The following is a 15,571-nucleotide window of genomic DNA, read 5'->3' on the forward strand; positions in this document are numbered from 1 at the left end:
GTTGCCTCCAGGCGGGCAAACGCTCGCACTAATCCAGCTGTTGTTGATCACGTTCTTTGAGAATGCCCTGATACAGGTCACCATAGGTGCGAGCGCGCTGCTTCCACGAATAATCGATGGCCATGCCGTTTTCCTGCAATCGCCGCCATTGTTTTCGCTTTTCAAACACCTGCAGTGCCCGGTGTATCGCAGCCAGCAGCGATGCGGCACTGGCACCGGCAAACACGAATCCGTTGGCCTTGTCGATTCCCACCTGCTGCGGATCCTGTACCGTATCGGCCAGCCCTCCGACACCGTGCACCACCGGAATTGTCCCGTACCGAAGGCTGTACATCTGGTTTAACCCACAGGGTTCGAATCTGGACGGCATCAGGAAGAGATCACAGCCTGCCGTGATGCGATGGGACAGCCCTTCGTTGTAGCCCAGGGTGAGTGAGAACTGCCCGGGCCATTGACGGGCCAGTTGTTTCAGCGGCTCCTCATAACGGTCCTCTCCCGAACCGAGAATCACAAACTGGCAGCCCTGTTCCAGCAAATCCGGCATCACGGACACTATCCAGTCCACCCCTTTTTGCTCCACCAGTCGGCCAATGAAACCAAGAAGCGGCGCGCCGTTCACTTCCAGCCCAAGCTCGTGTTGCAGCGCTGCCCGACACTGTGCTTTGTTCTTCAGATGGTCGCGTCCGTAGTGGAAGGCCAGCTCTTGATCTTCCTCCGGGTCCCAGACCCGGGTGTCGATGCCGTTGAGAATGCCGGTCAAGGCGTGTTGCCGGTGCCGGAGCAGACCATCGAGGCCATTGCCGAATTCCGGAGTCTGAATCTCACGTGCATAGGTGGGGCTGACGGTGGTGATCCGATCACTGAATACCAGGCCGCCCTTGATAAACGAAAGCTGGCCATAGAACTCCAGTTGTTCAAACCTCCAGAGGGTGTCGGGCAGACCGAGGGCGCGGAACGTCTCGTTTGAGAAGAGCCCCTGGTAGGCAAGGTTATGAATGGTAAACACGGTGCCCGGCCGCTCCTGATAGGCTTCCAGGAATACCGGTATCAGCCCGGTTTGCCAGTCATTGCAGTGCACCAGATCGGGCCTCCAGTTCAGACCGGCTTCGCCCATGGCGATCATGGCCCCCACTTTGCCAAACAGCTCAAACCGGTGGGCGTTGTCCCACCAGTCTCTCCCTTCCTCGTTTTTGTAGGGGTTGCCGGGGCGATCGAAAAGGGGCGGGCAGTCAACCAACCAGAGAGTAACCGCGGTGCCTGGCAGCCGAGTCTGCCACAGGCTCACATTGTATTGGCCAAGCTGGAATCGGGCCTTTCTGCGGGAACCGGCTTTTCTGGCGGCCTTTATCGCGTCCGGGTAACCAGGCAGGAGAATCTGAACATCGTATTCAAGACGACAGAGCGCTTCGGGCAAGCTGGCAGAAACATCGGCAAGACCGCCGGTCTTCACCAGTGGATAGACTTCACTGGTGGCGAAAAGAACCCGGATCATAACGCTGGCCTCAGGATTATCGCGCCCATCGGTGGCAGCGTGAGTTCCAGTGACCAGTCACGGTTCATCCACGGCTGTTGATCCGCTGGCATGGTGTAAGGGTTACCGAGATTGCTGCCGCCGTAATATTCCGAATCGGAATTGAAGATTTCCCGCCAGTTGCCACCCTGGGGCAACCCGATCCGGTAATGGTGCCGGGGCACAGGGGTGAAACTGACCACAATCACCGAGGTTTCGCCTCCAGCCGTCCGCAGGAAACTGATAACGGATTGTGGGGAGTCATGGCAATCGATCCACTCGAATCCATCCGGCGTGAAGCAGGCGCCGTTTAGCGAAACTTCCCGCCGGTAAACGCCGTTGAGGTCCTGGACCAGCTTCTTGATTCCCTGATGCTCCGGGTGCGCCAGCAGAGACCAGTCCAGCTCCCGGGATTCGCTCCACTCACGGCGCTGACCAAACTCCCCGCCCATAAAAAGAAGCTTTGCGCCGGGATAGCAGAACATATAGGTGAAGAGCAGTCTTAAGGTTGCCCGCTGCTGCCAGTCGTCGCCGGACATCTTGTTGATCAGGCTGGCTTTGCCATGAACAACCTCATCGTGGGACAGCGGCAAGAGAAAATTCTCAGAGAACGCATATAACAGCCCAAAGGTCAGTTTGTCGTGGTGGTACTGTCGGTATACCGGGTCCTGGGCCAGATAATCGAGGGTGTCGTGCATCCAGCCCATATTCCATTTCAGATTGAACCCCAGCCCACCGATTTCGGGCGGCCGTGTAACACGGGGCCAGGACGTGGATTCCTCCGCACAGATCAATGTTCCCGGAAAGCGGCTCTGGCAAACGCGGTTCAACTCGCGGAGAAACTCGATGGCTTCAAGGTTTTCGTGTCCGCCGTGGACATTGGGCAGCCATTCGCCTTCTTTGCGGGAATAATTGAGATAGAGCATCGACGCCACTGCATCTACCCGCAAACCATCAATATGGAAGGCGTCCAGCCAAAAGAGGGCGCTCCCGATCAGGAAATTCCGTACCTCATGACGCCCGTAATTGTAGATAAGGGTACCCCAGTCCTGATGACGCCCCTTGCGGGGATCTTCATGTTCGTAGAGCGCGCTGCCATCAAACCGGGCCAGGGCGTGCTCATCGGTGGGAAAATGCCCTGGCACCCAGTCCAGGATCACGCCGATGTTGTGCCGATGACACTGGTCTACCAGGTAACGGAAATCGTCCGGGCTGCCGAAACGGCTGGTCGGCGCGTAATAACCGGTGGTCTGGTAACCCCAGGATTCATCCAGCGGGTGTTCCGTTACCGGCAAAAGCTCAATGTGGGTAAAGCCCAGTTCCAGGACATAGGGAACGAGTTGGTCGGCCAGTTCCCTGTATGTCAGCCAGCGACCGGAACCGTGATGTCGCCAGGAGGCAGCATGCACCTCGTAAATGGAAATGGGGGACTGCTGCCAGTTCCAGCGGCCACGGCGGGCAAGCCAGTCGCCGTCGCCCCAGCCGAAACGGCCGCGTTCGGTCACAACAGCGGCGGTGGAGGGCCTCAATTCGAAGGCCTGCCCGTAGGGATCGGTTTTTAGAAGCTGGTCGCCTTTTTCTGTCGTGATGGAGTACTTGTAGAGAGCGCCGGTACCAATGCCGGGAACAAAGCAGGACCAGACACCGGTGTCCCCGTTGGAGGCCATGGTGTTGGCGCCGGTGGCCCAGTGATTGAAATCCCCGACAACGCTGACGGCCTTGGCGTGGGGTGCCCAGACCGCAAATCGCACGCCTTCCACTCCCTTGCTCCGGCAAACGTGGGCCCCAAGGACATTGTAAATGTGCCAGTGACGGCCTTCGCCGAAGAGGTGGAGGTCAAATTCGCTGAGCGTTGGACTGTCCATAGACCGTGCTGTTCCTGACCGGGTAAAGCGCATTGGGCATCCGTTCATTGGACGCGAAAGGGCCTGTTTAAAAAATGACCCAAAACAAGTTTACGTCATAATTCCGTGCTAGTGTTCTAATATAGTTTAAGGCGTCAAAAACGTGGCAAACCCTAGCGGTTGAACGATCGGTCCGACGGAAGGTTTTCTTCAGGGAAGCAGCTATGCAAACGGCCAAGCGTTTCGTCAGTCGTCTCACTCGTCAGACTCTTGCACTGGTACTTGCCGGAGGGCGGGGCTCCCGCCTCCATGATCTCACCAAATGGCGGGCCAAACCGGCGGTTCCGTTTGGCGGCAAGTTCCGGATCATTGATTTTCCCCTCTCGAACTGCATCAACTCGGGCATTGGCCAGGTTGGTGTGATTACCCAGTACAAATCTCATTCCCTGATTCGCCACATCCAGCGGGGCTGGGGGTTTCTCCGCGGGGAACTGGATGAATTCGTCGAACTCCTGCCGGCACAACAACGGATCGAAACCTCCTGGTATGAGGGAACAGCGGATGCTGTGCTCCAGAACCTCGACATCATCCGCAGCCATCAGCCGGAGTACGTGCTGATCCTGGCAGGTGACCATGTCTATAAGATGGACTACGGCACGATGCTGGCCCACCACGTGGAAAACGATGCTGATATCACCGTCGGCTGTATCGAGGTGCCACTCGATGAAGCCTCGGCATTCGGCGTTATGTCGGTGGACGATGAACTCAGAGTCACTGAATTCGTCGAGAAGCCGGAGCAGCCAAAGCCGATGCCCGGCCAACCCGGCAAGGCGCTTGCCTCTATGGGCATCTATGTGTTCAGCACCCAGGTGTTGTTTGATGAGCTGATGCGTGATCACCAGATGGATGGCGATTCCTCCCACGATTTCGGCAAGGATATTATTCCATCGGTGATCAAACGTTTGCGGGTGGTGGCATTTCCATTTCGGAACCCGGTCGAGAACAAACCTGCCTACTGGCGCGACGTGGGTACCGTTGATGCCCTATGGCAGGCGAACCTTGAGCTCATCAGTATAAGCCCGGAACTGAACCTCTACGATTCTCACTGGCCGATATGGACCTATCAGGAGCAACTGCCACCGGCCAAGTTCGTGTTCGACGACGACAACCGGCGCGGAATGGCAGTGGATTCCATGGTGGCGGGCGGGTGCATTGTCTCCGGCTCACTGGTGAAGCATTCCCTGCTTTTTTCGCAGGTTATGGTGCATTCCTTTAGTGAAATATCAGATTCAGTGATCTATCCGGATGTGCAGATAGGCCGCCATTGCCGCCTTCGAAACTGCCTCATTGATCGTGGCTGCCGGATTCCGGAGGGCACCCGGATTGGCTTTGATGCCGAGGAAGACCGGAAGCGGTTCCATGTTTCTCCAAAAGGTATTGTGCTGACCACGCCCGAGATGCTCGGGCAGGATTATCCCCATGGCCTCTGACACAAAAACGCCGGTAGTACTTTGCTGGCACATGCACCAGCCGTCCTATCAGGACATGCGAACCAATCAATTCCTGTTTCCCTGGGTATACCTGCATACCATCAAGGATTACAGCGACATGGCTGCCCATCTGGAAGGCAATCCTGAGGCCAGGGCTGTGGTCAATTTCGCGCCCGTTCTGCTTGAGCAGATCGAGACCTATCTGATCCAGATCGAGCGTTGGCGGCATGGAGCAGGTGAGATCGGTGATCCTCTGCTGGCTGCCCTTGTCGCCGAGGAGTTGCCCGAAACCGGTACCCCGGCTTTTCTTGGCCTGATGGAAAAGTCCCTTCGGGCGAACCGCGAGCGGATAATCAATCGCTACCCCGCGTTCGCGCGTCTTGCGGAACTGGCCGACGTCTACCGCCGAAAACCGGAGCTTCAGAGGTATATTTCCCGCAGATTTCTCTCGGATCTGCTGGTCTGGTATCACCTCGGCTGGATGGGGGAGACGATTCGAAGGAAAAGCCATTGCATCCAGAGCCTTCAGGAAAAAGGCCATAATTTCTCGATGGACGACCGGCGAGCTTTGCTGGACGTGATCTTTGATGTGTTATCCGGCATCGGCCCGAGATACCGCCATCTCGCCCAGAAGGGCCAGGTTGAACTCTCCGTAAGCCCCTACACCCATGCCATGCTGCCTCTGCTCATCGACCTGGCTTCCGCCCGGGAGGCCATGCCAGACATCACTTTGCCGGTGCACAGTGACTACCCGGGTGGTGAGGCGCGGGCCGGCTGGCAGCTCCAGGAGGCGAAAACCGTCTTTCAGCGGTTCTTCGGCCTTGAACCATCCGGCTGCTGGGCCTCAGAGGGTGGCCTCAGCGCCGCCACACTGGCCTTGCTGGAAGACCATCAATTCCGTTGGACGGCCAGTGGGGATTCGGTGGTGCACAACAGCCTGAACCGAGCCCGGGAAACCAACCCGGAACTGCCCGATTACGGCATTCATCGGCCGTATACCTTTGGTGAATCGGGCACGTTCGTGTTCTTTCGGGACGACGGCCTGTCTGATCTCATCGGGTTTACCTACGCGGACTGGCACGCCAGGGATGCCGTCGGCGACCTGGTTCATCACATGGAGAACATCGCAGGCCAGGGCAAAGGCAAAGCACTGCCGGTGATTTCGGTGATCATGGATGGTGAAAACGCCTGGGAGTATTACCCGGAAAACGGCTTTCATTTTCTGGATGAGCTTTATCGGGTTCTGGCGAACCACCCCAAGCTGCAATTGACCACCTACAGCGATTTGGTAGCCAACCCCGTCACCGAGCCCATCAATCTGCCACATCTGGTTGCCGGGAGCTGGATTTACGGCACCTTCTCCACCTGGATTGGTGATCCGGACAAGAACCGCGCCTGGGATCTGCTCTGCGAGGCAAAAGTCCACTTTGACCGTGTGATGGATAACGGCAGCCTCAATTCAGAACAAAAAGAGGCTGCCATGCAACAATTGGCGATCTGTGAAGGCTCCGACTGGTTCTGGTGGTTTGGCGACTACAACCCGGCTCAGATCGTCAGTGACTTTGAACATCTCTACCGCCGCCACCTGGTCAACCTCTATGAAATGATCGGGTACCCGGCGCCGCCCTCGGTATTCCAGCAGCTAAGCCAGGGCAGCGGAGAACCAGCCCGGGGCGGAACCATGCGTCCGGGCCATGACGCGGAAAAACAGGCATGACGCAAACGAATACCAACGACCTGTTCAGTGTAAGGAGAGCGGGGGTGCTGTTGCATCCTACGTGTCTGCCGGGCAGCCTCGGCGTCTTGGGAGCAGGTGCGCGCCGTTTCGTGGATTTCCTGGCCGCCAGCAATATCACGGTCTGGCAGACTCTGCCAATCGGCCCAACACATTCCGATCTTTCCCCCTATCAGTCCCTCAGCGCCCACGCGGGCAATCCGAATTTCATCGACTTGGCGGAGCTGCTGCAGGTCGGCCTGCTGGTGGATTCAGAAATTGCGCAGCCGATTGGCGAGTCCCGGCAACAGCTTCTGGGCATTGCCGCCCAGCGTTTTTTCGATGGCAAGGCGCAAGGCCGGAACGGTCTTGATCAACCCGGGTTCGAGCATTTCCGGGCCAGGAACGATTACTGGCTGGATGATTTCTGCCTGTTCTGCGCAATCCGTGAGGTTCAGGAGTCGCCGGGCTGGTTGCAATGGCCAGAGCCCCTGAGAAACCGGGACCCAACCGCACTAAAGAGCTTTATTGACCAGAATCAGGCTCGGCTGGCCCGCATACAATTCGAGCAATACCTGTTTAATCATCAATGGCAAGCCCTGCGGGACTATGCGCGCGAGAGGGGCATTTTGTTATTCGGTGATATTCCCATTTTCGTCGCACATGACAGCGCGGACGTCTGGGCCAATCGACACCTGTTCAAACTTGACGCCCGGGGTGAACCAACCGTTGTTGCTGGCGTCCCGCCGGATTACTTTTCCGCCGATGGCCAACATTGGGGAAACCCTCTCTACGATTGGCAGATTATGGCGGAAGACGGTTATCGGTGGTGGTTGGAACGGCTCGAAAGTCAGCGTCAGCTTTTCGATCTGATCCGTATTGATCACTTTCGGGGTCTTCAGGCGTACTGGGAGATTCCTGCCGAGTCGCCAGCGCCGAGAAACGGATATTGGGTACCAGGTCCGGCCGACCATTTTCTGCAAGCCTGCTTCAACCGGTTTCCGGACTTGCCGCTCGTGGCCGAGAACCTCGGCATCATCAGCGACGACGTCGAGGAGCTCAGGCAGCGGTTCAGGTTGCCGGGGATGACGGTAATGCAGTTCGGTTTCGATGGCAGTCCCAGCAATCCCCACCTGTTGCATAACCACCATCATCGGGATCTGGTTTACACAGGTACCCACGATAACGATACGACACTCGGTTGGTATCAGAGTCTCGACGAGCACACCAGACGCAACGTGAACGATTATCTGGAAACCACCGGCGACGGAATGCCATGGCCCGTGATTGAGGCGGCTCTCAGATCCGTATGCTCTATCGCGGTGGTACCGATGCAGGACTTTCTGGGGCTGGGAACCGAGGCGCGATTCAATACGCCGGGAACGATTACAAATAATTGGGTTTGGCAACTGGACTGGAATTTTCCACAGGAAGATCTGTCAATACGCATTGCTGAAGCTGTAAAGCGACATGGACGCTTACCTGCTGGCTGAGCATTTTTTGACCAGAGTCAAAGAGGCGTCTCCCAACCTTCGCTATAAAGCACGAACAGTATCAACAATTGCCGTTCTTGATGAGTCACCGGGGGGAAACATGGAACACAGACTCAGTAAACGCGTTCAGGGAAAGCTTGGCCTGTTGGTATACAAACGAGGGATGCCGGTGGCCACCGGACAGATTCGGGATGCGTCCAAACGAGGGCTCTTCATCGCGACCGATTACACGGACGTGCAGTTAAACCAGACGGTAGAGCTTGAGTTTCGTTTCCCAGACCAGCAGGAAAAGCGGTTTCGTCGCCTCAAGGCACACGTAGTCCGCAAATCCGACCGGGGGCTGGGTGTCGACTTTGAGGGAGTTGAGAACGACAGCTTCACCATCTCCTCTCTGGTGCAATGGCTAAAAAAGCACCATATGCCCGTCAATTATTTTCCGGTTCGTCGTCAGCAAGCCTTCTGAATTGATGGGGGAGATCTCTCATGGAGCTCCCTCTAATATACCGGCCAACCTGAGCGGAGTCCTACTTTGACGCTGGCAGCTTATACCACGCGATCCTTGCCGGACTCCTTGGCCGGTCTGTTTCAGCTGGCCCTCGATTTACGATGGACCTGGCACCATGGCACTGATGAGCTTTGGCGCGCCCTTGATGAGGAAATCTGGGATACCACCCGGAACGCCTGGCTGGTGCTGAACAGTGTCTCCGGCGACCGGCTTGAAGAACTGGCCGCCGATTCTGACTTCCAGAAACGCTACCGTGACCAGATATCAGCACATAGTGAGTTTATTCAGGCTGATACCTGGTATACGTCGGAATGCTCCGGGGATCTTGGTGAGGGCATCGCCTATTTCTGCATGGAATATGGGCTGAGCGAATCTCTGCCCCTGTACAGTGGCGGACTGGGTGTCCTGGCGGGGGATTTCCTGAAAGCCTCGAGCGATCTTGGTGTGCCCGTGATGGCTGTCGGGTTGCTTTTCCAGCAGGGCTATTTCCGCCAGGCCATCAGCACCGATGGAGAGCAACTGGAATTCTATCCCTACAACGACCCAACGATGCTGCCGGTTTCCCCCTTAAGAGATGACGAAGGCCAGTGGGTGAGGGTGGTTGTGCCTTTCCCGGGGCGAAACGTTCGCCTACGCGCCTGGAAGGCCCAGGTTGGACGCTGCGAGTTGCTATTGCTAGACAGCAACGACCCGCGGAATGAACCCGGCGACCGGGGGATTACCAGTGAGCTATACACCGGCGACCCGGAAAAACGCCTGCAACAGGAAATGGTGCTTGGCATTGGTGGCTGGCGCCTGATCAAACAGCTGGGCCGAAAGCCTGCGCTGTGCCATCTGAACGAGGGACATTGCGCGTTGGCACTGATTGAACGGGCCTTCAGCTGGCAGGATCAATACAACGCCGATTTCCAGCTCGCCCGTACCGCGACCAGGGCAACCAATCTGTTCACCACGCACACCTCGGTGGCCTCTGGCTTTGATCATTTTTCCCGATCGCTGCTCCGATTGTACCTGGCTCCCTGGCTGGAGGGGCGCGACCTCAATATCGACCAGTTGATGGACTTGGGGAGCGAAAACCAGGATTCGCAAGATCAGTCTGGCAGCCAGAAGCTCAATATGGCACTGCTGGCGTTGAACATGAGCGGACGGTTTAATGGGGTCAGCCGCATCCACCAGAAAGTCACCCAGACCATTTTTCAGCCGTTTTTCCCCCGCTGGCCGGCCGAGGACATTCCCGCAGACTATGTAACCAATGGCATTCACACGCCCAGTTGGGATTCACCGGAATCCGATGCCATCTGGACACAAGCCTGCGGCAAGGACAGATGGCGCAGACCTCTCCAGAAAACCTGCCCAATGACCGACATCACCGATGAGGCGTTGTGGGAGATGAGGCGTTTGCAGCGGACACGGCTGGTCGGCTACCTTCGCAGACGGCTTTCAAGCCAGCACTGCGAGCAGAATCCTGGCTTCGACCATGCTGCTGCCTGCGGGCTGTTGTTGGACCATGAAACCCTGACCCTGGGCTTTGCCCGGCGTTTTACCGAATACAAACGACCGGACCTCCTGCTCAAGGATCAGGACCGACTGCTAAAGCTATTGGCAAGCCGGGACCGCCCACTCCAGATCGTTCTTGCCGGCAAAGCTCATCCCTATGACCTTGTCGGGAAGGACATCATCCGCCGGTGGAAAGCATTCTCACGTCGACCGGATGTGGAGGGCAAGGTCGTGTTCATTGAAGACTACGACCTGGGTGTGGCCAATCAGTTGGTTCAGGGAGTCGATGTCTGGCTCAACTGCCCGAGACACCCCTGGGAAGCCTGCGGCACCAGTGGTATGAAAGTACTGGTGAACGGTGGCCTGAACCTGTCCCAGTACGACGGCTGGTGGGCGGAGGCCTGGAACCGGGATGTGGGCTGGGCCATTCGACCCGGCGCTACGTTCAGAGAGCTCAGTGGCTCCAACAATCACGACCACGACCTTTCAGACGCGAGTGAACTGTTTGATCTGCTTGAAAAAGAGGTCGTTCCCGACTTCTACAATGAGGACGAAGAGGGCATTCCCCGGCAATGGCTGAAGCGAATGCGTGCCAGCATGGACCAGCTGACAGCCGCGTATTCTGCCAATCGCATGGTGCGAGAGTACGTGGAGCAGTTTTACCTGCCCATGGCCGAAAAAGGCAGAAACCGGACGATGGAAACCTCGAAGGAATTGTTGGCGGAATGCAACGCAATCGCGCAGCACTGGCCTCGATTGAGGTTCAACAGTTTCAATGCCATTGAAACCCCAGACGGCCTGTTCTGCAAAGTGGAAGTCTACCTGGATGGAATCGACGAGCAGCGGATTGCCGTTGACCTGGTGGCGGAAGAATCAGAGCAGGGGCCCAGAACGGTGGTGGCGATGGAAATGAAGCATCCCCTGGGCGGTTCTGCACACACCTATCTATACGAGTGCACAGTGCCCTCAAGGCCGCAAGGACACTACACACCCAGGCTCCGAGTGCGTGATGAGCGCCTGAACCTGCCGCTGGAAAATCCGGCCATACTCTGGCTCAAGTAAGCGTCAGCTTCGCCAAAACGCGGGCGAAAGAACGATTACAACACTCAGAATTTCCAGACGCCCCATCAACATTCCCACAGACAGGACCCATTTCGCCGCGTCGGGCAGTGGTCCAAAGTTCCCGGCCGGACCGATGATGTCACCAAGACCGGGGCCAACGTTGGTCAGCGAGGTGAGGGCGCCTGACAGTGCGGTTACGAAGTCCAGTTGCATTGCGGCGAGGGCAATCGTAATCAACAGCAGACATAACAGGAATATAAACGTGTAGGCAATCATGGACGAGATGATCTCATCGCTCACTGCCCGCCCGTTGTAGTTCCGGGTAAGCACCGCTCGCGGGTGCAGAAGCCGCATCAGCTGTTCACGAAGAATAATAAGGGACAGCTGGAACCGGAAAATCTTCATACCGCCGGCGGTGGATCCTGAACAGCCACCCACGAACATCAGGAAGAAAAACAACACGAATGCCAGCGGGCCCCAGGCTGAATAATCCTCGGACGCGTAGCCCGTGGTTGTTACCACCGAAGTAACGTTGAATAGAGTCGACGCATAATTGTGGATGGGATCAAAAGGTACCGGAGACACCATCCAGCGGTAGAGGGTCAACAACAGCGGCACGAAGAACAGGATGGCCAGGAAGAGCCGAACCTGCTGATCCCTGAAAAGCACGCCATGTTGGCCATGCATTTCGCGCACAAAAAGGAAGAAGGGCAGGCTGCCGATAATCATGAACAACGTCGCTTCCATGAGAATCAGATCATTGAACTTACCCATGGACATATCCGACGTGGAGAAGCCGCCGGTGGCAATACTGGTCAGGCCATGATTAAAGGCATCGAACAGCGTCATGCCAGAGAAGTAGTAGGTGACCACTGCGATGATCGAGAAAACAAGGTAAACCACCAGCAGACCGCGGCTAAGGGTTTTCATTCTCGGCAATGCCTTGTCGGTCCACTCCGAGGACTCCGTGGCAAACAGCCGCATGCCACCGACGCGAAGAAACGGAAGCACCGCAACGAACATGCCGATAATACCGATGCCGCCGATCCATTGCAGAATGGAACGCCAGATCAGCAGATCCCGATCCATGTCGTCCAGGCCACTGAGAACGGTTGCCCCGGTGGTGGTAATCCCGGAGGTACCCTCGAAGAAAGCGTCCGCCGCGGAAATTCCAAGGTCGCTCAGGTAGAAAGGAAGGGATGAAAACAGTGCGATGATGAACCAGGACGAAACCGTGAGCACAAACATGTAGCGGGGTTTGAGATCCCGAGGCTTGCTATAGGTGGCAGCCATCCCGAGGATGCCCAGGCCGCAGACAATAGCGGCCGATTCCGCAAACGCCATGGCATTCGGCGTCTCGGAGCCCGCAAGTAAAATGACAGGCAAAGTCATGAAAATGCTCAAAAGCACAAACATGACGCTGACAATAAAAATGACGGGGTAGAGATTTCTCAATGGATGCTCGAGCCAGCTGATACCGGGAGACGGCGTCAGAATACCTGTGGGTTCCGGCTTCCGCAAGGTAACACCGCGCGGATACTGAAATTACCGGCGAATTAAATCGGTGTAAATAACGCGTAAATGCGGATCTTTCTGATGGAAAAATCCGTGAGGCTGGTGCAACTTCAGCGATGTACACCGAATGATTCGGTTAAGGAGATACCAGAATGAAACACGTACGTTCAATTGCCGTTATTTTTGCGACCGCTCTGGCGGCTGCCGGCACGGCTTCGGCCCAGGATATGTACAAGTCTGGCGTTGGCGGACTGTATACAGGCCTAAACTACACCTTCGTGAATCTGGAAAGCGGTAACGCCGATGCCGATGTCGGAACTCTTTCTGCGAAGGTGGGCGTAATGGCGACGCCTTACCTGGGGATCGAAGCCCGCGGCGGTTTCGGAGTAGATGATGAGCGCGTCGGTGGCGTCGACTATTCACTGGACAATTTCTTCGGCGGCTACGCCACGTTCAATCTGGCCAACGAATCGCCGATCACGCCCTACGCCATACTCGGCTTCACCCGGGTTGAACTCGAGGCCTCTTCGTTCCTTGGCACGGTCACCGAGGATGAAACGGATGTCTCTTATGGCATCGGTATGAATATGGAATTTGCGCCGAACCTGTCCGGCAACCTCGAGTACATGCGTTACTATGAAGACAGTGATGCTGAAATCGATGGTCTGGGTGTCGGCATTCAATTCAACTTCTGAGACCAGACCACCGGGGAGACTGTTTGAACCATCTGGCTCATGTATTTCTGGCGCCGGACTCGCCCGAAGCAAGGGTGGGGAGCATCCTCGGTGACTTTACCCGGGGTGTCGATCTCTCGGCACTCCCGGACTCGGTAAAACACGGCGTTCGCCATCACCTGGCGGTGGATAGTTTTACCGATCAGCATCCGGATGTACTTGCGAGCAAGCAGGTGTTCTCACGTCAGAGACGCCGATTTGCCGGGGTTGCACTCGATATCCTCTACGACCATTTTCTTCTCAAGCACTGGGACCAATTCAGTGACATTGAGAGAGAGGCGTTTATTCGGCGTATTTACAACGAGTTGCAGCAAAAAGAGTATCTGATGCCGGACAAGATGGCCCGGGTTACCCGAAGCATGGTCTGGAATGACTGGTTTGGAGCCTACGAGGACCTTGAGAACATCGGGCACGCTCTGGACCGGGTTGCGGGACGCATACGCTTCAGAAACGAATTCGCCGGCATTATTACGGAGGTCCGCGCAAACCACGACGAACTGGAATTCAGGTTTCTATCTTTTTTCCCGGATTTACAGGAATTTGCAGGAGGTATTGAATGAGGGTTATCAACAGGGCGTTGTTGGCCGCAGCATTGATTTTGCCATCAACGATGGCGCTTGCCGCCGAATCAGAGGCCAAAAATGACCAGCGCCCACCGGAAACGCTTGGCTACGTGGAATGGGTAGTCATGCAGGACACCAGCCTTCGTCTCAAGGCAAGGCTGGATACCGGCGCGAAAACCTCATCATTGCACGCTGTGAACGTCGAACCCTTCGAAAAGGATGGAGCCGAATGGGTGAGCTTTCAGATCCCACTTGGTGACCACGAAGATCAGCCCACTGAAGGCGAACTGGACCACGAAGACGTGATCCTCGAATTTGAAAGGCCGGTGGAACGAACCGTACTGATCAAGCGCAAAGGCGCGCCGTCCCAGAAGCGCTACGTGGTCATGATGGACTTCTGCATTGCCGGAACCACCCATACCACACAGTTTTCACTGACAGACCGCGGCAAATTCTCCTATCCGGCGCTGTTAGGCCGGCGATTCATGCGCGATGACAACATTCTCATCGACTCGGCGGACGCGTTTATGGCCGAAAAAGAATGTGAATACATGACGTTGGAAGAGCTGGCAACGAGGCATGCCGAGAGTGTGGTCGAGGAAGTCGATCCGGACGCCTAATCGCAAGTACTGGGATCCTCATCCCAGTTTACCAGTTTCTCTTCCAGTATTTCAGCGGCCGCTGGGGAACTGTGAGCCTTCAGGGCTTTTTCAATAATCTCCTGATAGCGGCCGTTTTCCCGTAGTTTAGCCAACCCCCGATCAAAGGCCCGTTTCAGGCGACCCGCCTCCGGATCTTCACGGGAAAACGGAAGATGGTAGAGGGCACTTCTTAGTGGCCTTGGATGGAACTCCAGGCTCTCTCTGGCCTCCGGACCAAGCTGTTCGGCAAGCATTGCTTCACCAACGATCGGATCCATAGGGAAAAGATCGATTCTTTCGAGCAACAGCTTCCTGAAATTGGCGATATCTGACGTGGTGACATCGGCGTTTACCAGACCACTTTCGATGGCCCCGCTGAGTGTATCGCCATAGCTGTAATCCTGGGTTAGCCCGACATTCCTGCCCCTGAGGTCTGAGAGGGCATCCCAATCGAATGGCATTTTTTGACGATGATAGAAAACGTACTGGTACGGCAAAATCGGTGCTGAATAGAGGAATTCGCGCTTTCTTTCTGTAGTGCATGACCAGACAGCCGACGCCTGGTACTCGCGGGATTTCACCAGCCCTAACGCACGCGACCAGGGGAAAAAAGAAAACTCAACATCAATATCCTGAGAGGCAAACGCCTCACGGATAATCTGCACCAGAAAGCCGCCATCCGGCCGATTCTCATCCAGGTAGGGAGGCCACTGGCCGGTAGTGATCCGAATGGTTTCCTGATTGGCCGCAGCCGGTCCAAGCGGTATCAAGGATAACAACAGGGAAAACAGAAACAGCCGCCGGTACCACTTCATTAACGAACACCTGAAAGCCGGAAGGGTGAGTTGGGTTGGTAGAGTATAACGACTGTATGGGGATGAGCTTGAGTATGCCTATAGCTTATTTAACATAATATACATTATGCGCAGTATTGCATGGTGAAAATAGAATGGTGTGAATTTGGTTTGTCAGCCGAATGCCCTTGCCGATTTCTAAAAATCAT

At 56.1% G+C, this 15,571-nt stretch carries 12 protein-coding genes; 8 read left to right on the forward strand and 4 right to left on the reverse strand.

The features are described 5' to 3' along the window. Positions 1–28 precede the first annotated feature (28 nt). The gene (glgA, locus tag ABNF92_RS00920) at positions 29–1,492 is read right to left on the reverse strand and encodes a glycogen synthase GlgA (RefSeq protein WP_349343161.1); all 1,464 of its coding nucleotides are present in this window, start codon (positions 1,490–1,492) and stop codon (positions 29–31) included. Then, positions 1,489–3,375, reverse strand: a complete 1,887-nt coding sequence (glgB, locus tag ABNF92_RS00925) for a 1,4-alpha-glucan branching protein GlgB (protein ID WP_349343162.1) — start codon at positions 3,373–3,375, stop codon at positions 1,489–1,491. The genes glgA and glgB overlap by 4 nt, the downstream gene beginning before the upstream one ends. Before the next feature lie 203 nt (positions 3,376–3,578). Between glgB and glgC the strand changes: the two genes are divergently transcribed. The 5 genes from glgC (at position 3,579) to glgP (ending at position 11,115) form a co-directional block, all read left to right on the forward strand. Further along, positions 3,579–4,844, forward strand: coding sequence for a glucose-1-phosphate adenylyltransferase (glgC, locus tag ABNF92_RS00930; RefSeq protein WP_349343163.1), 1,266 nt, complete (start codon positions 3,579–3,581; stop codon positions 4,842–4,844). Then, entirely contained in the window at positions 4,834–6,561 is a 1,728-nt protein-coding gene (locus ABNF92_RS00935; protein ID WP_349343164.1) for a glycoside hydrolase family 57 protein, read from the forward strand. Before glgC ends, ABNF92_RS00935 begins: the two co-directional genes overlap by 11 nt. Further along, complete coding sequence (gene malQ, locus ABNF92_RS00940) at positions 6,558–8,051, forward strand: 4-alpha-glucanotransferase (protein WP_349343165.1); 1,494 nt, start codon at positions 6,558–6,560, stop codon at positions 8,049–8,051. The genes ABNF92_RS00935 and malQ overlap by 4 nt, the downstream gene beginning before the upstream one ends. A gap of 100 nt (positions 8,052–8,151) precedes the next feature. After that, a complete protein-coding gene (locus ABNF92_RS00945; RefSeq protein ID WP_136629485.1) occupies positions 8,152–8,514 on the forward strand; it encodes a PilZ domain-containing protein in 363 nt (120 codons plus the stop codon). Positions 8,515–8,580: 66 nt separating this feature from the next. Beyond that, a complete protein-coding gene (glgP, locus tag ABNF92_RS00950) occupies positions 8,581–11,115 on the forward strand; it encodes an alpha-glucan family phosphorylase (protein WP_349343166.1) in 2,535 nt (844 codons plus the stop codon). A 3-nt stretch (positions 11,116–11,118) separates the two neighbouring features. Here glgP and ABNF92_RS00955 read toward each other — a convergent pair whose 3' ends face one another. After that, complete coding sequence (locus tag ABNF92_RS00955) at positions 11,119–12,531, reverse strand: TrkH family potassium uptake protein (protein WP_174805027.1); 1,413 nt, start codon at positions 12,529–12,531, stop codon at positions 11,119–11,121. 251 nt (positions 12,532–12,782) lie between these two features. On the opposite strand from ABNF92_RS00955, the gene ABNF92_RS00960 reads away from it, so the two are divergent. From ABNF92_RS00960 to ABNF92_RS00970, 3 genes are read left to right on the forward strand one after another with little or no spacing between them, the layout of a single operon-like run. Next, on the forward strand, positions 12,783–13,325 hold the full coding sequence (locus ABNF92_RS00960; protein ID WP_349343167.1) for a porin family protein: 543 nt from the start codon (positions 12,783–12,785) through the stop codon (positions 13,323–13,325). 23 nt (positions 13,326–13,348) lie between these two features. Then, on the forward strand, positions 13,349–13,924 hold the full coding sequence (locus ABNF92_RS00965) for an ACP phosphodiesterase (protein ID WP_349343168.1): 576 nt from the start codon (positions 13,349–13,351) through the stop codon (positions 13,922–13,924). Then, a complete protein-coding gene (locus ABNF92_RS00970) occupies positions 13,921–14,547 on the forward strand; it encodes an ATP-dependent zinc protease (RefSeq protein WP_349343169.1) in 627 nt (208 codons plus the stop codon). Before ABNF92_RS00965 ends, ABNF92_RS00970 begins: the two co-directional genes overlap by 4 nt. On the opposite strand, the gene ABNF92_RS00975 is transcribed toward ABNF92_RS00970, so the two are convergent. Continuing rightward, positions 14,544–15,383: a transporter substrate-binding domain-containing protein gene (locus ABNF92_RS00975; protein ID WP_349343170.1), complete on the reverse strand. Its 840-nt coding sequence runs from the start codon at positions 15,381–15,383 to the stop codon at positions 14,544–14,546. The two genes, ABNF92_RS00970 and ABNF92_RS00975, sit on opposite strands and share 4 nt — an antisense overlap. Between the last annotated feature and the right edge of the window lie 188 nt (positions 15,384–15,571).

The sequence above is a fragment of the Marinobacter sp. MMG032 genome (genome assembly GCF_040112695.1).
Classification (GTDB): domain Bacteria; phylum Pseudomonadota; class Gammaproteobacteria; order Pseudomonadales; family Oleiphilaceae; genus Marinobacter; species Marinobacter salsuginis.

Coding starts and splice junctions, on each gene's coding strand:
- glgA (WP_349343161.1), bottom strand. CDS start 1,492: ATGATCCGGGTTCTTTTCGCCACCAGTGAAGTCTATCCACTGGTGAAG.
- glgB (WP_349343162.1), bottom strand. CDS start 3,375: ATGGACAGTCCAACGCTCAGCGAATTTGACCTCCACCTCTTCGGCGAA.
- glgC (WP_349343163.1), top strand. CDS start 3,579: ATGCAAACGGCCAAGCGTTTCGTCAGTCGTCTCACTCGTCAGACTCTT.
- ABNF92_RS00935 (WP_349343164.1), top strand. CDS start 4,834: ATGGCCTCTGACACAAAAACGCCGGTAGTACTTTGCTGGCACATGCAC.
- malQ (WP_349343165.1), top strand. CDS start 6,558: ATGACGCAAACGAATACCAACGACCTGTTCAGTGTAAGGAGAGCGGGG.
- ABNF92_RS00945 (WP_136629485.1), top strand. CDS start 8,152: ATGGAACACAGACTCAGTAAACGCGTTCAGGGAAAGCTTGGCCTGTTG.
- ABNF92_RS00955 (WP_174805027.1), bottom strand. CDS start 12,531: ATGTTTGTGCTTTTGAGCATTTTCATGACTTTGCCTGTCATTTTACTT.
- ABNF92_RS00960 (WP_349343167.1), top strand. CDS start 12,783: ATGAAACACGTACGTTCAATTGCCGTTATTTTTGCGACCGCTCTGGCG.
- ABNF92_RS00970 (WP_349343169.1), top strand. CDS start 13,921: ATGAGGGTTATCAACAGGGCGTTGTTGGCCGCAGCATTGATTTTGCCA.
- ABNF92_RS00975 (WP_349343170.1), bottom strand. CDS start 15,383: ATGAAGTGGTACCGGCGGCTGTTTCTGTTTTCCCTGTTGTTATCCTTG.